General features: G+C 71.1%; 17 protein-coding genes. 5 read left to right on the top strand and 12 right to left on the bottom strand.

Features of this window, described 5'->3' with window-relative positions:
- Positions 1-28: 28 nt before the first annotated feature.
- From QK288_RS04575 to QK288_RS04560, 4 genes are all read right to left on the bottom strand, one after another.
- Positions 29-601: a DUF3618 domain-containing protein gene (locus tag QK288_RS04575; protein WP_281266627.1), complete on the bottom strand. Its 573-nt coding sequence runs from the start codon at positions 599-601 to the stop codon at positions 29-31.
- Positions 598-1,032, bottom strand: a complete 435-nt coding sequence (locus QK288_RS04570) for a phage holin family protein (protein ID WP_281266626.1) — start codon at positions 1,030-1,032, stop codon at positions 598-600. The genes QK288_RS04575 and QK288_RS04570 overlap by 4 nt, the downstream gene beginning before the upstream one ends.
- Positions 1,029-1,751: a hypothetical protein gene (locus tag QK288_RS04565; RefSeq protein ID WP_281266625.1), complete on the bottom strand. Its 723-nt coding sequence runs from the start codon at positions 1,749-1,751 to the stop codon at positions 1,029-1,031. The genes QK288_RS04570 and QK288_RS04565 overlap by 4 nt, the downstream gene beginning before the upstream one ends.
- Positions 1,752-1,861: 110 nt before the next feature.
- The gene (locus QK288_RS04560) at positions 1,862-2,476 is read right to left on the bottom strand and encodes an XRE family transcriptional regulator (RefSeq protein ID WP_281266624.1); all 615 of its coding nucleotides are present in this window, start codon (positions 2,474-2,476) and stop codon (positions 1,862-1,864) included.
- 66 nt (positions 2,477-2,542) lie between these two features.
- Between QK288_RS04560 and QK288_RS04555 the strand changes: the two genes are divergently transcribed.
- The gene (locus tag QK288_RS04555; protein WP_281266623.1) at positions 2,543-3,532 is read left to right on the top strand and encodes an NAD(P)/FAD-dependent oxidoreductase; all 990 of its coding nucleotides are present in this window, start codon (positions 2,543-2,545) and stop codon (positions 3,530-3,532) included.
- On the opposite strand, the gene QK288_RS04550 is transcribed toward QK288_RS04555, so the two are convergent.
- The 5 genes from QK288_RS04550 to QK288_RS04530 all read right to left on the bottom strand — a co-directional run bounded on the left by QK288_RS04550 (position 3,517) and on the right by QK288_RS04530 (position 8,085).
- Positions 3,517-4,194 carry a pentapeptide repeat-containing protein gene (locus tag QK288_RS04550; RefSeq protein ID WP_281266622.1) on the bottom strand — a complete coding sequence of 226 codons (678 nt, stop codon included), beginning with the start codon at positions 4,192-4,194 and terminating at the stop codon, positions 3,517-3,519. The two genes, QK288_RS04555 and QK288_RS04550, sit on opposite strands and share 16 nt — an antisense overlap.
- 29 nt (positions 4,195-4,223) lie before the next feature.
- Positions 4,224-4,661, bottom strand: coding sequence for a DUF6314 family protein (locus QK288_RS04545; RefSeq protein ID WP_281267656.1), 438 nt, complete (start codon positions 4,659-4,661; stop codon positions 4,224-4,226).
- Positions 4,662-4,818: 157 nt separating this feature from the next.
- Complete coding sequence (locus QK288_RS04540; RefSeq protein ID WP_281266621.1) at positions 4,819-5,847, bottom strand: NAD-dependent epimerase/dehydratase family protein; 1,029 nt, start codon at positions 5,845-5,847, stop codon at positions 4,819-4,821.
- Positions 5,844-7,031, bottom strand: a complete 1,188-nt coding sequence (locus tag QK288_RS04535; protein WP_281266620.1) for a zinc-dependent alcohol dehydrogenase — start codon at positions 7,029-7,031, stop codon at positions 5,844-5,846. Before QK288_RS04535 ends, QK288_RS04540 begins: the two co-directional genes overlap by 4 nt.
- A 166-nt stretch (positions 7,032-7,197) precedes the next feature.
- A complete protein-coding gene (locus QK288_RS04530) occupies positions 7,198-8,085 on the bottom strand; it encodes an aminoglycoside phosphotransferase family protein (RefSeq protein WP_281266619.1) in 888 nt (295 codons plus the stop codon).
- 95 nt (positions 8,086-8,180) lie between these two features.
- Here QK288_RS04530 and QK288_RS04525 point away from each other — a divergent pair, with 95 nt between their 5' ends.
- On the top strand, positions 8,181-9,026 hold the full coding sequence (locus tag QK288_RS04525) for a polysaccharide deacetylase family protein (protein WP_281267655.1): 846 nt from the start codon (positions 8,181-8,183) through the stop codon (positions 9,024-9,026).
- Positions 9,027-9,061: 35 nt separating this feature from the next.
- Here QK288_RS04525 and QK288_RS04520 read toward each other — a convergent pair whose 3' ends face one another.
- The 3 genes from QK288_RS04520 to QK288_RS04510 all read right to left on the bottom strand — a co-directional run bounded on the left by QK288_RS04520 (position 9,062) and on the right by QK288_RS04510 (position 10,884).
- Positions 9,062-9,688 carry a DNA alkylation repair protein gene (locus QK288_RS04520; protein ID WP_281266618.1) on the bottom strand — a complete coding sequence of 209 codons (627 nt, stop codon included), beginning with the start codon at positions 9,686-9,688 and terminating at the stop codon, positions 9,062-9,064.
- Complete coding sequence (locus tag QK288_RS04515; RefSeq protein WP_281266617.1) at positions 9,685-10,488, bottom strand: sulfite exporter TauE/SafE family protein; 804 nt, start codon at positions 10,486-10,488, stop codon at positions 9,685-9,687. The genes QK288_RS04520 and QK288_RS04515 overlap by 4 nt, the downstream gene beginning before the upstream one ends.
- A 108-nt stretch (positions 10,489-10,596) precedes the next feature.
- Positions 10,597-10,884 carry a hypothetical protein gene (locus QK288_RS04510; RefSeq protein ID WP_281266616.1) on the bottom strand — a complete coding sequence of 96 codons (288 nt, stop codon included), beginning with the start codon at positions 10,882-10,884 and terminating at the stop codon, positions 10,597-10,599.
- A gap of 422 nt (positions 10,885-11,306) precedes the next feature.
- On the opposite strand from QK288_RS04510, the gene QK288_RS04505 reads away from it, so the two are divergent.
- The 3 genes from QK288_RS04505 to QK288_RS04495 are packed head-to-tail and all read left to right on the top strand — an operon-like array spanning position 11,307 to position 14,787.
- Positions 11,307-12,965 carry an ABC transporter substrate-binding protein gene (locus QK288_RS04505; protein ID WP_281266615.1) on the top strand — a complete coding sequence of 553 codons (1,659 nt, stop codon included), beginning with the start codon at positions 11,307-11,309 and terminating at the stop codon, positions 12,963-12,965.
- Positions 12,962-13,915, top strand: coding sequence for an ABC transporter permease (locus QK288_RS04500; RefSeq protein ID WP_281266614.1), 954 nt, complete (start codon positions 12,962-12,964; stop codon positions 13,913-13,915). Before QK288_RS04505 ends, QK288_RS04500 begins: the two co-directional genes overlap by 4 nt.
- A complete protein-coding gene (locus tag QK288_RS04495; RefSeq protein WP_281266613.1) occupies positions 13,912-14,787 on the top strand; it encodes an ABC transporter permease in 876 nt (291 codons plus the stop codon). Before QK288_RS04500 ends, QK288_RS04495 begins: the two co-directional genes overlap by 4 nt.

Below are 14,787 nucleotides of genomic sequence, written 5' to 3'. Positions count from 1 at the left end.
ACGACACCGTCCGCCCGCAACGAGACCGTCAGGCCCCGCGCACGTCCTCAGTGGCCGACTGCGCGTGGTCGCGCACGTCGGACGCCGCCCCCTGCGCCTCGTCCTTCACCGTCTGCGCCGCGTGCTGCGCAGAGTCCTTCAGGTCCGACACGTGCCCCTTCGCCGCGTCACCGAGCTGCGAGCCGGCGTCCTGCGCCTGCTCCTTCACCTCGTCGACGAGCGGCTTGGAGCGTTCCTTGACCTCGCTCGCGAGCTCCTCCTCGCGGTCCGTCGACGGCAGCAGCGCCGAGACGAGCCACCCGGCCCCGAAGGCGATGAGCCCGACGGCGAGCGGGTTGCCCTTCGCCGTGCCGGAAGCCTGGCGCACGGCTCCCTTCGCCGAGTCGGCAGCGCCGGAGGCACTCTCGGACGCACTCGACCGAGCGGAGTCGGCAGCCCCCATCACCGAGTCGCGGACGCCCTGGAAACGCGTCTTCACCTTCTCGGACTGTCGGTGGGCGATCGACGACGGGCTGACCTTGTCGGCGAGGGCGTCGACGTCGGAGCCGAGGTCCCCTCTGGTGCGCTCGATCTCGGCGCGGATCTCGTCTGGGGTGCTCATGGCTTCCTCCGGTTGGGCTTCAGTGCTTCGGGGACTTCCTTGGCGGTGGCGACCGTCTGCGGCGCGCCCGTGATGGTCTTCAGTTCCTTGCGTCCCCGCAGCGCCAGCACGGCGGCGACGATCGCGTAGACGACGGCGACGACGAGGCCCGACCAGGCGTTGCCGATCAGGTACCCGAGGCCCCACCAGGCCGCGATCGTCAGGAACAGGAGCGCGAACAGACCGGCCACGCCGGCACCGCTCAGCAGGCCGGCACCCTTGGCCGCCTTCTTCCCGGACTCGGTGAGTTCGGCCTTGGCCAGAGCGACCTCCTGCCGGAACAGCTCCGACAGGTCGCGGGTGGCGTCGGACAGCAGCGTGCCGAGCGGCGTGCTCGCCGCGCGTTCCCCCGGAGACGGCTCGTCGGTCGGGAGCGCACCGGAGTGGCTCATGCCGTCGGCCCCGTCGTCGGGTCGTGGCGTGCTGCTTCCGCCTCGTGGGTGTGCTTCGCGTCCGCGGTGAGCGCCTTCGTCAGGCGGCCCGCGAGGATCCCCGCGCCTGCCGCGATCGCGATGAAGGTCGCAGGACGCTTGGCGGCGAACGACTTCACCTCGCCGAGGAGGGAACCGGGGTCACGGTCGTCGAGGTACCCGGCGACCGAGGTCGCCCTCCCGGCCAGGTCACGGACGACCTTCGCCGCGATGCCCTGCTCGTCGTCCTTCTCGGCCATGTGCCCGAGCTGTTCGCCGAGACTCCGGAGGCCGCCTGCGGCACGCTGCTGCTGCTGCGACGCCTGCTCCTTGAGGTTCTCGGATGCCTGTCCGTAGAGCTCCTTGGCGTGGTCGGCGGCCTCGGAGGCGACCTTCGACGCCTGCTCCTTCGCCGTACCGGCGACGTCACCGGCCTTCTCCTTCGCATCCCCAGCCACGTCCTTCGCGGCGTCCCCGGCGCCGGAAGCGCCCCCGCCAGAAGTGCCCCCGCCAGAAGCAGCACCACCAGAAGCAGCACCAGCAGGAGCCGGAACAGGAGTCGGAGTGGCAGCGGGCGGCACCGGCGTGGCGTTCGACCACGACGGCACCGTCACTCCCGGGTGCACCTCGTGGCCTTCAGCAGCCGCCGTGCGGTCGTGGATCGGGGTCCCGAGGTCGTCCTCGGATCGGTTGGTGTTCATGAGCGGCCTCCCGCGTGCACGGCCCACGAACTGCGGACGACGTGCCCGTGCAACGCTGCGCGGCCGCCGATGCGCTCCGACACAGGAAGGTCGCAAACCGCATCGGCGCCTCAGCCGGCCGACACCGGCCGCGACCGCACGTGCGCCCGCTCGCCCTGCGGCCCGTACAGGCAGAGCACCTCGGTCACGTGGTCCGTCACGTTCCCGATCCAGTGCGGCGTGTGCGTGTCGAACTCGACGACCTCACCCGGCCCGAGGTCGAAGTCGTGTTCGCCGAGCACCAGCCGCAGCCGACCGGACAGCACGTAGAGCCACTCGTAGCCCTCGTGCGTCTTCGGGGACGGTTCACCACCGGGCGAGTGCGGCGGGAAGAGCTGCTTGAACGACCGCACTCCCCCGGTCCGCCGGGTGAGCGGCACGACGACCCGCCCACCGTGCATCTCGGGCTTCATGTGCACCCGCGGATCGCCGGTCTGCGGCGCCCCCACGAGGTCGTCGAGCGGCACCTGGTACGCCCGGGCCAGCGGCAGCAGCAGCTCCAGCGTCGGCTTGCGCTGCCCCGACTCCAGCCGCGAGAGCGTGCTCACCGAGATCCCGGTCTCCGTCGCCAGCGCAGCCAACGTGACGTCACGTCGCTGACGCAACGTGCGCAGCCGGGGCCCGACCCCGTCGACGACCTCAGCCGTCGTCCGCGAGGTGGGCCGAGCCTCCTGTCCGTGGTCCATGCCGACCATGTTGCCAGAGCGGCAAGGTTCGTTGCCAGGTCATGGGCGGTGCCGCACGATGTCGGCATGCGTGACACCTACGACGTGATCGTCATCGGCGGCGGAGCCGCCGGACTCGCCGCCGCTCTCATCCTCGGCCGCTCTCGCCGTTCCGTGCTGGTGGTGGACGCGGGCGACCCCCGCAACGCCCCGGCGGCGGGCGTCCACAACTACCTCGGACAGGAGGGCACGCGACCGCTCGAGCTGACCCGGACCGGTCGTGCGGAGGTCGCCCGGTACGGGGTCGACATCACGGCCGGGAGGCTCGTGGCCGCGTCCCCCGCGCCGGCGAGCGATGCCGACGAGGTCGCCTTCACCGCCACCCTCGACTCCGGCGCGCGGGTGACGGCCCGTCGCGTGGTCGTCGCCTCCGGCGCCGTGGACGTCCTGCCGGACGTGCCGGGTCTCGCGGAACAGTGGGGCCGCGGGGTCGTGCATTGTCCGTTCTGCCACGGGTGGGAGATCCGCGACCAACGGATCGGCGTGCTCGTCACGACACCGTTCGGCGCGCATCAGGCGCTGCTCTGGCGCGCGCTGAGCGAGCACGTCACCGTGTTCGCGACCGACCCCGCGCTCGTCGACGACACCGCCCGTGCTGGTTTCGACGCCCGCGGGATCACGGTCCACGACGGCCCGGTGACCCGGGTGCTGTCCGACGGCGATGTCCTGACGGGCGTCGAGCTCGCCGACGGCACGACGGTCGCACTCGATGCCCTGGCTGCCGCGAGCTCGGCCGAGGCGCGCATCGACGGCCTCGAGGGACTCGGGATCGTCGCGGAGGATGTCCTGATGGGCGACGTGCGGATCGCGGGTGCGGTCACCGTCGACGGCATGGGGAAGACGTCCGCGCGCGGAGTCTACGCCGCGGGCAACGTGGCGTCGCCGATGGCCACCGTCATCGCCTCGTCGGCGGCGGGGACCCAGGCGGGTGCCGCGGTGCACGGGGACCTCGTGCAGGCCGACCTGGCCGCGGCGCTGGCCGGCGTGACCACGCGAGCGGGTCAGTCCACGCGGTAGCCCGCCTGCGCCGCCAGCAGCGGTGCGAGCGTGTAGAGCTGGTCAGCCGCGATCGTCGCACCGCGGAAACCCTCGAGCCGCTCGACCCGGTCGAGGTCGGCGCCGCGCAGGTCCACGTGCTCGATCCGGGTGTTCGAGCCCTCGGCAGCACGGATGCGGGTCCCCTCGAAGGACACCCGCAGGAGCTTGGCGTCGGCGATGTCAAGCTCGTCGATGACGCAGTCGCGGAACACCACGTCGGTGACCGTCGCCCCGCGGAGGTTCACGAACCCGAGCTTCATCCCGACGAACTCGACGCCGTTCAGCCCCGCGTCGTAGAGCTCCGCGGAGCCGACCCGGCCGCCGCCGATCCGGACCTCGCGCCACGAGCTGCTCGATGCCCGCAGGACCGGGGCGTCGAGGGCATCGATCACGGTGTCGTGCACGCGCACCCCGCGGAGGTCGGCGCCGTCGGCACGGAGTTCCTCGATGACGCACTCCTCGATCTCGAGGTCGGGGAGACGCTCGCCCGCGATGTCGAGCGACGCGATGCGCTTGCCGTCGATGCGGTCACCGGAGAGCACGTCGCCTGGTGCCGGGGCCCAGTCGTCGAGGTCGGCGGGTTCGGTCAGGGTGATCCGAGGGGCGTCGGTGCCGGAGGACTTGCCGGAGGTGCGGGCCATGCATCCAGTCTGCCGCGCCCCGCCGACGCTCACACGAGCGGGAGGCCGAGCGGGAGGTCGAGCCGCAGGTCGAGCGGGGTCAGGACGCTGTCGAGCCGGTAGTCCTTCGCCGGACCGACCGCGTCCCACCGCACGGTCCAGCGCGATGCGTCGCCGTCGAGCTCGCCGGTGTACTCGTCCGGCGCACAGTCATGCACCACGGACACGCCCCAGACCCAGTCGTGGAACAGGCGGCCGTCGGCGAAGCACACCGTCCAGGCGCCGTCGTCGTCCCGCCGCACGATGAGCGTCCGGGACACCGGTGTCGAGCGGCCCGCGAGCACCATCGTGCCGGACTCTTCCCACCGCACGAGCCCGGCGTGTTCGAGCGTCAGCGTCGTGGTCCCTCGGACGGTGCCCCGCACGCCTGCACGACGATCGACCACGGCTCGCTCGAGCGCCCACTCCCCGAGCAGCTGGTCCGGCATCACGGGGCGAGCGTACCCGCCCGAACTTTCCCATCACGCCCGCCCTGGGATGCGGTTTCGCGCGTAGGAGTCACGGAAACTCGACCGCCTACGCGCGATTCGACCCCCTACGCGCGAAACAACCCGCCCGACCACACCCAGCGCCGCCGACCGACCGCTACCCGCGGAGAGGGCCCGACCCCTCGACGTTCGCACCGTCCGCGAACCCGGACACGAGATCACGCAACGCGTCTTCGGAGGTGTGCCGAGCCTCCCACCCGAGTTCCGTGCGCGCACGGTCCGTCCGCATGATCGGGACGGACGCGGCGATGTCGATCCACCCGGCGTCCGTCGGCTGGATCCGGAGCCGCCAGGTCAGGGTGACCAGCCCGCGGAGCAGTCGGAGCGGGATCCGGACGGCCCCACGCATCCCGAGCACCGCCGCGATCCGGGGCGGGGTGAGCACGGGCGCCGCGGCGATGTTGAACGCTCCTGCCGCCCGCCGGTCCACCGCACGCCAGTACGCGTCGGCGACGTCGTCGGCGTGCACGGCCTGGAACACGAACGGGTACGGCAGCGGCAGCACCGCCCACTGCACCCAGCGCACGATCTGCATCGGCACCAGCGGACCGAGGAACAGCCCACGGATCTCGGCAGCAGCCGCCCGTTGGAAGATCAGCCCCGGTCGGAGTCGCGTCACCACGACGTCCGGGTTCGCCTGCGCGAAGGCGTCCATCGCCCGCTCGTTCTCGGCCTTGTGGATCGAGTAGGTCGCGGTCGGGATGCCGTCCACCGGCCACGACTCGTCGACGCGCAAGCGCTTGCCTGCTGCATCGACCCCGCGGTAGGTCCCCACCGACGACGCCACGACGACCTGCGGGACCGACACCCGGGCCACGGCGGCGAGCACGTTCGCCGTCCCGGTCACGTTCGTGCGGTACTGCACCGGGATGTCGTGCGTCGGCTGCAGTGCCCACGCCAGGTGGATCACGGCGTCCGCGCCGCGGAACACGGCAGCGAGCTGGTCGACGGCGTCGGAGGCACCGACGTCCACCGCGTGCCAGACGGCATCGCCGTACGGCGCGGTGTGCACGTCGGGCAGCCGCCGGGCGACCCCGACGACCTGCACGTCGGGCTCGGCAGCGAGCCGGCGGACGACGGCGGTGCCGACGTTGCCGGTCGCGCCGACGACCACGATGCGGGTCACGCCGTGGCCGGTTCCAGGACGACCTTGACGCAGCCGTCCTGCTTCTTCTGGAAGACCTCGTACATGTGCGGGGCGTCCTCGAGCGGGACCCGGTGCGTGACCAGGTCGAGTGTGCCGAGCGGGTCGGCCGGGTCGGACACGAGCGGCATGATGTCGTCGATCCAGCGCTTCACGTTGCACTGGCCTTCGCGGACGGTGATCTGCTTGTCGAAGAGCGTCATCATCGGCATCGGATCCGCCATGCCCCCGTAGACCCCGCTCAGCGAGACGGTGCCACCGCGGCGGACCAGGTCGATCGCGGCGTGCACGGCAGCGAGCCGATCGACCCCGGCGGTCTCGATCGCCTTCTGCGCGAGGGCGTCGGGCAACAGTCCGGCAGCGCGCTGGGCGAAACCGGCGAGGGGGTTGCCGTGCGCCTCCATGCCGACCGCGTCCACGACGCCGTCCGGCCCGCGACCGTCGGTCAGGTCGACCAGCTGGGCGACGACGTCCTTCGTCAGGTCGAACGTCTCCACGTCGTGGCGCGACCCGAGGTCGCGGCGGACCTGCTCCGGGTCGACCGCGAGGACGCGGTAGCCGAGGTGTCTGCCGATCCGAGCGGCGAACTGCCCGACCGGTCCGAGACCGAGGACCGCCAGGGTCCCGCCCTCCGGCACGTCGGCGTACTGCACGGCCTGCCACGCCGTCGGGAGGATGTCGCTGAGGAACAGCCAGCGGTCGTCGGGGGTGCCGTCGTCGGGGATGACGATGGGTCCGTAGTCGGCGTGCGGGACGCGGAGGTACTCGGCCTGGCCACCGGGGACCTGGCCGTACATCTTCGTGTAGCCGAACAGCGCCGCTCCGCTGCCGTACTCGGTGACCTGGGTGGTCTCGCACTGCGACTGCAGGCCTCGCTGGCACATCCAGCAGTGGCCGCAGGAGATGTTGAAGGGGACGACGACGCGGTCGCCGACCTTCAGGTTCGTGACGGCGCTGCCGACCGCCTCGACGATGCCCATCGGCTCGTGACCGAGCACGTCGCCCCTGTCGATGTAGGGGCCGAGCACGCGGTACAGGTGCAGGTCGGAGCCACAGATCGCGGTGGAGGTGATCCGCACGATCGCGTCGGTGGGCTCGTGGATGGTCGGGTCCGGGACGGTCTCGACCGAGACCTTCTCCGTGCCCTGCCAGGTGAGTGCGCGCATGAACGCTCCTATCGTCGGTACCTCCCGTGTACCCGGATGCACCGGCGCGCCTTCTCAGCGCGGGTCGGACGGGAGGCTCGTGGCGGCGCCGCCACCCCTCCCTCGCAGGCTCGGTCGGCGCGGCCCGCGTGCCGCTGGCGCGTCACCGCTGAGCGGTCCGCGCCAGTCAAGCGACCGCGTCGTCCAGGGCGGCGGCCAGGACCGCCTGGTGGCCTGCGCGGTCGCCGGGGCCGGCACTGCCGGCCAGCATGATGAGGGACTTCCAGAGGACCCACCCACGACCCCTGGCCCAGGTCGCGTCGTCCAGACCGACCGCATCGCGGAACACCTGCCGCGCCGCCGGGTCGAGGAACGTCCACGCCAGCACCAGGTCGCACGCCGGATCGCCGACGCCGCACGTGCCGAAGTCGATGAGTGCCGTGAGCCGGCCGTCGTCGCCCACGAGCAGGTTCGTCGGGGCGACGTCGCCGTGGAACCACACGGCGGGTCGCTCCCAGGCCGTGGCGCACGCCGTGTCCCAGACCGCCTCGCAGGCCGCCCGGTCGATGTCGTCGCCGAGCCGGTCGAGTGCGTCGCGGACCTCGTGGTCGTAGAACGTCGGGTGCGCGCCGCGGTGGAACGAGTGCGCCCCGGCGGCCGGACCGCCGTCGGCCGGGACGGCCCGGAGCTGCCGGAGGACCCGGCCGACGTCCGCGGCGAGCGCCGACCGGTCCGGATCGGCGCGTGCTGCCACCGTGCCGTCGAGCCAGCGACGCACCGACCACGGGAACGGGTAGCCGCAGCCAGCGCGTCCGAGTCCGACGGGCTCGGGAACCGGGACATCGAGGGACGGCGCCAGGAACGGCAGGACGCGCTGCTCCTTCTCGACGGCTGCGACGTAGCCCTCCGCGCTCGGCAGCCGGACCGACAGTGCGTCGCCGAGCCGGTAGGTGCGGTTGTCCCAGCCCTGCGGGTCGACCTCGGTGACGAGCAGGTCCGACCATGCGGGGAACTGCTCGGCGACGAGGCGTCGGACGAGATCGGCGTCGATGACGGGCACCTCGGTGTGCGGCATGGGGTCATCGTGCCGCATCGGTGGCCGATCGGCCATCGGGGATCGTCCTGGTGACTGATGCGCGGCAGTGCACCGCGCGGGGACGCTGGACGGCGATGAACCACCGCGCTCCTTCCCGTCCGTCCCGTCGCGCACTGTTGGCCGGGGTCGGTGGGACCGTGCTGACGGGGGCGCTCGCCGCGTGTTCGGCCGGGCCGTCGTCACGGCCGACGGGTTCGCCGACTTCTCCGGCTTCCGCGTCGCCGTCCCCTTCTGCTTCGTCATCCGCGACTGCGACTGCGACGGCGACCGCGACTGTTCCGCCGGTCGCCCTGCAACGACAGCCGCTCCCCGCTGGGACGATCACCGGGCTGCCGGAGGGGACGCCCGGGATCGCCTGGACCGTCGACGACGGAGCGTCGAGCGAGGTGGTCGAGGCCTACGCCCGGTTCGCCGCCGAGACCGGGACCCGCCTGACGTTCTTCGTGAACGGGGTGCGCCCCGCGTGGACCGAGCACGCCGACCTGCTGCGACCGTTGGTGACCTCCGGGCAGGTGCAGCTCGGGAACCACACGTGGGACCACCCGGCGCTCACGAAGCTCTCCGACCAGGGCATCATCGACCAGCTCACCCGGAACCACGACTTCATCCAGGACACCTACGGCGTGGACGCGAAGCCGTACTTCCGGCCGCCGTTCGGGTACCACGACGCCCGGGTCGACGCCGCAGCCGCGCGTGCCGGTTACACGACGCCGCTGCTCTGGTACGGGTCGCTGGCCGACTCCGGTGACATCACGTCGGACCAGATCGTCGGGTTCGCGGAGCAGTGGTTCCAGCCGGCGCACATCGTGATCGGGCACGCGAACTTCCGGGGGACCATCGGAGCGCTGCCGCGGTTGCACGCGCTGTTGCAGGAGCGGAAGTTGTCGACGTTCACGTTGGACGACGTGTTCGAACGGTAGCGCGCAGGCGGTCTCGCGTTCGGCAGCTCTCGCGTTCAGCTGGTCTGGCGGAGGCGGTCGCGCTCGGCCGCCGGCAGGTGCTCGGTCGCGGTCTCGAGCGCGCTCCGGCTGAGGAACCGCCCCTGTCGCTCGAGGAACGCGACGAGTGCCGGCTCGGACGCCCGCTTGCCGACCTCTCGAAGCACCCAGCCGAGGGCCGACTGCACGGTGTCCCCGCGCTCACGGACGAGTCGGCCGGCCACCGCGAGCGGCACGTCCGCGTCGCCCTGTTTGGCGAACGCCAGCGTCGCGACCACCGCGATGCGCCTGACCCACGCGACGTCCGACTTCGCGAGCGCGAACAGTGGACCGGTCGAGCCGTCGAGCATCGGCGCGCCGACGAGCTCCTCGGCAGCGATGTCGACGAGTTCTGCGCGGTCGATCCGCTCGGCGCGTGCCGCCGACAGGTACTCCTCGGTGAGTTCGGGATCGGCGCGCTCCCGCATCGCCTGCACGAGCAGCACGACGGCGACGAGCCGTCCGCCGGGGTCCTCGCTCCACAGCAGCGCGGACCGTTCGCCCTCGTCGAGGTCCCGGTGCGCCCGGGCCACCCGCCGGGCACCCGCGACGTCGCCCGGCGTCTTCGCGAACGCGGCGAGGACGTCCTCGGCGGTGACCGTCACGCGACCTCTCCGACCTGCGGATCGGGCTTGCTCGCCTTCCTGAGTCCGCGTCGCAGCACGATCACCGCCACCACGACCAAGAACCCGGCGAACATCCACGTCCCGACCTGCGGGTCGACGACCCCTGCGATGAACGCCCCGATCGGTGAGCAGACCGCCGCCGTGATGCCCACCGTCAGTCCCACGCGGATGTCCACGACGCCACGGCGCAGGTTCGCCACCGTGCCGGAGACCGACGTTGGCACCATCGTGAGCAGCGACGTCCCCTTCGCGAGCAGGTCACCCGCACCCAGTGCGAGTTCCATCCCGGGCACGATCACCACCCCGCCGCCGACACCGATCAGGCCGGAGAGGACGCCGGCCAGCAGCCCGATCCCGAGCAGCACGACCGCCTCGATCGGGCCGAAGTGCACGTCACCCTCACGGGTGGGCACGTTGGTGAACAGGGAGACGAGGACGACGACGATGAAGCCGACGAAGATCCACGGGAGCACCCGAAGCGGGATCGCTCGCAGGAGCCTGGAGCCGATGGGCGCTCCGACGACACTGCCGATCGCCAGGGTCAGCGCCGCGAGCCAGTGCACCTCGCCCTGCACGGCGTAGGTGATCGCACCGACGACCGCCGCGGGAGCGATCGCCACGAGGGAGCTCGCGGAGGCGCCGCGCTGGTCCATGTGCAGGAAGGCCATGAGTGCGGGGACGACGATCACGCCGCCGCCGACACCGAACAGGCCGGAGAGCACCCCGGCGACGATCCCGATCGCGACGAGCACGGTCAGTTGCGCGGCGCGGGATCTCATCCTGTCCAGAGTACGGCCGCGCACGGCACCGTGGATTCAAATACGACATGACAGTTGCGGCGGGTGCGTGGGTGGCTCTACGCTGAGATCACCCCCCGGGGTGCCACGTCAACGGCTAACCGGCCAGAAGCCCCTCTCCATCGAGAGGGGCTTCTGCATCTCCCAAGCGCTCGGCCACCCGAAGGTGCCCAACTCGTCGACCACCCGCGCCGGGAACTGACTTCCGCGGAGCGCGCTCTGCTTGATGTACCGGATGTGGCCCGGCCTGACCTCGCGCAGACTCCGAGCTGGCGCAGACTCATTCGGCACGATGAGGCCGATCTCCTTCCGCGCGCGCTCCCGCACGATGCGGAGGGCGTCGACGAAGTCGGAGTCGTTCGACAACAGGAAGGACACGTCGAAGGTCCCGCCATCGCGTCGGTTCTCGCGGAGCGCCGCCTCCTTGGCATGCCCATGCGATCAGACCTGACCTCGAGCGGACTCCGTGCGCCGGTGCCAGGAACACCTCTGCTTGCACCGAGACCGGAGGCAGCGTGGCGAGCGCCCGGAGGTACCACTCCCGGTCCGGCGGCTCACGCGGGCCCTTCCCCTCGACACGCGGATCGAGTGCGCTGACGTGGGGTCTCGAGCGCGCGGGCGGCCGCCACTTCTGCGCACTCGATCGAAGGGAACCAGCTCGAAGTCCGGAAACGGTTTTACACAACCGAAACGAAATGTATACAAGCGACAGCCAACGCGTGTGATTGTATGCAATCAACCCCGATCCTGAGCGCGACCCCACAAGGGACGCCACGCACCTCCCCAGCATCAGGAACCGCATGTCCCCGATCAGCCCCCGACGACGACGCACGCTCATCGCGCTGCCCGCCGTCCTCATCGCCGCGACGCTCGCACTCACCGCCTGCGTCCCCGTCCAACGCTCGAAGGCCGGCGGCACCACCGCCGGCACCGTCACCACCGCCCCGATCGGCGACCAGCAGATCAAGGAGGGCGGTGACCTGGTGATGGCGCTCTCGGCAGAGCCCGACCGCCTCGACCCGACCACCTCGTCGTCGCTGTACACCCGGTACGTCATGGAGACGATGTGCCAGAAGCTCTACGACATCGACGCCGAGGGCACCCTCGTCCCGATGCTCGCGACGGAGCTCCCGACGGTGAGCGACGGCGGCAAGACCGTCACGTTCCCGGTCAAGACCGGCGTGCGGTTCGCCGACGGCACGCCGTTCGACGCCGACGCGGTCGTGACGACGCTCGAGCGGAACCTGACGAAGGCGGACTCCAGCCGGAAGAGCGAGCTCGGCCCGGTGTCCGACGTCGAGGCGGTGGACGACCACACCGTGCGGCTCCACTACGACACCCCGTTCGCCCCGCTCACCGCGGCGCTCGCGGACCGCGCGGGCATGGTGATGTCGCCGACGGCGCTCGCGGAGAAGGGCGACGACTTCGGCGACTCCCCGGTGTGCGTCGGCCCGTACAAGTTCGTGAAGCGCGTCCCGCAGACCTCGATCCAGGTCGAGAAGGACCCGGAGTACTACGACCCGTCGTCGGCGCACTTCGACACGATCACCTACCGGATCATCACCGACGCCAGCATCCGGGCGGCGAACCTCCGCTCCGGCGACGTCCAGGTGGCGGACACGATCTCCACGCAGGACGTCGACGACCTGCGGAAGCGCAAGGACCTGTCCATCCTGCGGACGGGTTCCCTCGGCTACCAGGGCATCACCGTGAACATCGGCAACCAGGACGGCGTCGGCACGGACCCGAAGCAGATCGACACCCCGCTGGCGAAGCGCGCGGACGTCCGCCGGGCCCTGTCGATGTCGATCAACCGGGCGGAACTCGTGCAGAGCGTGTTCCACGGTTGGGCCGACGTCGCGTGCTCGCCCGTGCCGGACACGAGCGTGTTCGCCAGCACGGCGAGCAAGGCGTGCCCGGAGTACGACCCGGCCGCCGCGAAGAAGATCCTCGAGAATGCGGGCGTCCAGCAGCCGTTCCCGATCGAGATGGAGGTGACGAACACCCCCGACACCGTGCGGTTCGCCCAGGCACTGCAGGCGCAGGCCCGCAGTGGCGGCTTCGCGATCACGATCACCCCGGTCGAGTACACGACACTGCTCGACGACCAGACCCGCGGCGACTTCCAGGCGCTGCAGCTCGGTTGGTCCGGCCGCGTCGACCCGCACGGCAACATCGGCGGCTTCCTGACGACGGGTGGCGGCAACAACTACGCCGGCTACAGCAACGCCGAGGTCGACGACCTCATCACCCGCGCCGCGCAGTCGACCGACGAGCAGGAGCGAGCCGACCTCTACGGCGAGATGACGAAGATCGTCCAACGAGACGACCCGATCATCTACCTCTACCGGACCCGGAGCATCACCGGCGTCGGGAACACGATCGCGGGCGTCTCAACGTACGCGGACGGCGTCGTGCGGCTGAGCAAGGCCGCGTTCGTGGAAGGAGCGACGAAGTGATCCGCTACGTCAGCACCCGCATCTGGCAGTCGGCGATCACGCTGGTGCTCGCGTCGATCGTCGTGTTCTTCGGGGTCCGGCAGCTCCCGGGCGACCCGGCGCTCGCGCTGGCCGGCGAGGAGGCGAGCCCTGCACGGCTCGCCGCGGTCCGGGCGCAGCTCGGCCTCGACGACTCGATCGTCGTGCAGTACTGGCGCTTCCTGGTGAACGCGTTCCAGGGCGACTTCGGCCGCTCGACCCGCACGGGCACCCCGGTGACCGAGCTCATCGGTTCGACGCTCCCGGTCACACTGTGGCTCGCGCTCTACGCCATCGTCGTCGCCGTGCTCGTCGGGGTCGCCCTCGGCACCCTGGCCGAGCGCTACCGCGGGCAGTGGCCGGAGTGGATGGCGAACGCCGCTGCGCTCGTCGGCCTCAGCGTCCCGAACTTCTGGCTCGGCATCCTGGCGATCGTGTGGCTGGCGGCAGGCCTCGGCTGGTTCCCGGCGTCCGGGTACGTCCCGATGACGTCGAACCCGCTCAGTGCGCTCTACCACCTGACCCTGCCGGCACTCATCCTCGGCACCTCGCTCGCGGCCGTGATCATGCGGCAGACCCGTGCGTCGATGATCGAGACGATGAAGACCGACTTCGTCCGGACCGCACGGGCGAAGGGGCTCGGCCGCGGCCGGGTGCTGTTCCGGTACGGGCTCCGCAACTCGATGATCGTGGTCGTCACCATCGTCGGGCTGCAGCTCGGCGGGCTCATCTCGGGCGCCGTCGTCACCGAGCGCATCTTCGCGCTCCCCGGGTTCGGCAAGCTGACGCTCGACTCGGTGTTCACCCGCGACTACCCGGTGATCCAGGCGGTCGTGCTCGTCATCACGGTCGGCTACGTCGTGATCAACCTGGCCGTGGACGTCCTGTACTCGGTCATCAACCCGAAGATCCGCGTGGGAGGCACCCGATGACCACCGTGACACCCACGTTCGACCTCGGCTCCAGCCGCGGCCGCGTCTGGAAGCAGGTCAGGGCGAACCGCCTCGGGCTCACCGGCGGCGTCATGCTCGCGGTCGTCGTGCTCGCCGCGCTGACCGCTCCGCTCGTCGCGCCGCACGACCCCACGCAGACGCACTTCGACCTGCCGTTCCAGGTGCCGTTCACCGTCGGCTTCGGCCTCGGTACCGACGACCTCGGTCGCGACATCCTGTCCCGCACGCTCTACGGCGTGCAGGTCTCACTCGTGGTCGGCGCACTCTCCGTGCTCGTCGCCGTCGTCGTCGGGACCCCGCTCGGGCTCCTCGCTGGCTACTGGAAGTGGCTCGACGCGATCATCTCGCGCCTGACCGACGTCGCCCTGGCGTTCCCGTTCCTCATCATCGCGGTCGGCCTCGCCGCGATCAGCGGCCCCAGCCTGTCGAACGCCGTCATCGCCATCGGCGTCTCGCACGTCCCGGCGATGATCCGCATCGTGCGCGGTGAGACGCTGCGCATCACGAGCGCCGACTTCGTGACGAGCGCGAAGACCCTCGACGCCGGTGGTGCCCGGATCATCGCGCAGCACGTCCTGCCGAACTGCGTCTCCGCGATCATCGTGCAGGCGACGGTGATCATGCCGGTCGCGGTGATCGGCGAAGCGCTGCTGTCGTTCCTCGGTCTGGGCATCCAGCCGCCGACCCCGAGCCTCGGCATCATGCTCTCGGACGCGCAGCAGTACCTCGGTCAGGCACCGTGGGCCGCAGTGGTCCCCGGCATCGCCATCGCCGTGATCTGCCTCGGCTTCAACCTGTTCGGGGACGCCCTGCGCGACGCCCTCGACCCGACCGCATCGGACCGCAAGTGA

The organism is Curtobacterium sp. 9128, assembly GCF_900086645.1.
Classification (GTDB): domain Bacteria; phylum Actinomycetota; class Actinomycetes; order Actinomycetales; family Microbacteriaceae; genus Curtobacterium.
This window is presented reverse-complemented; position numbering and strand designations above follow the sequence as displayed.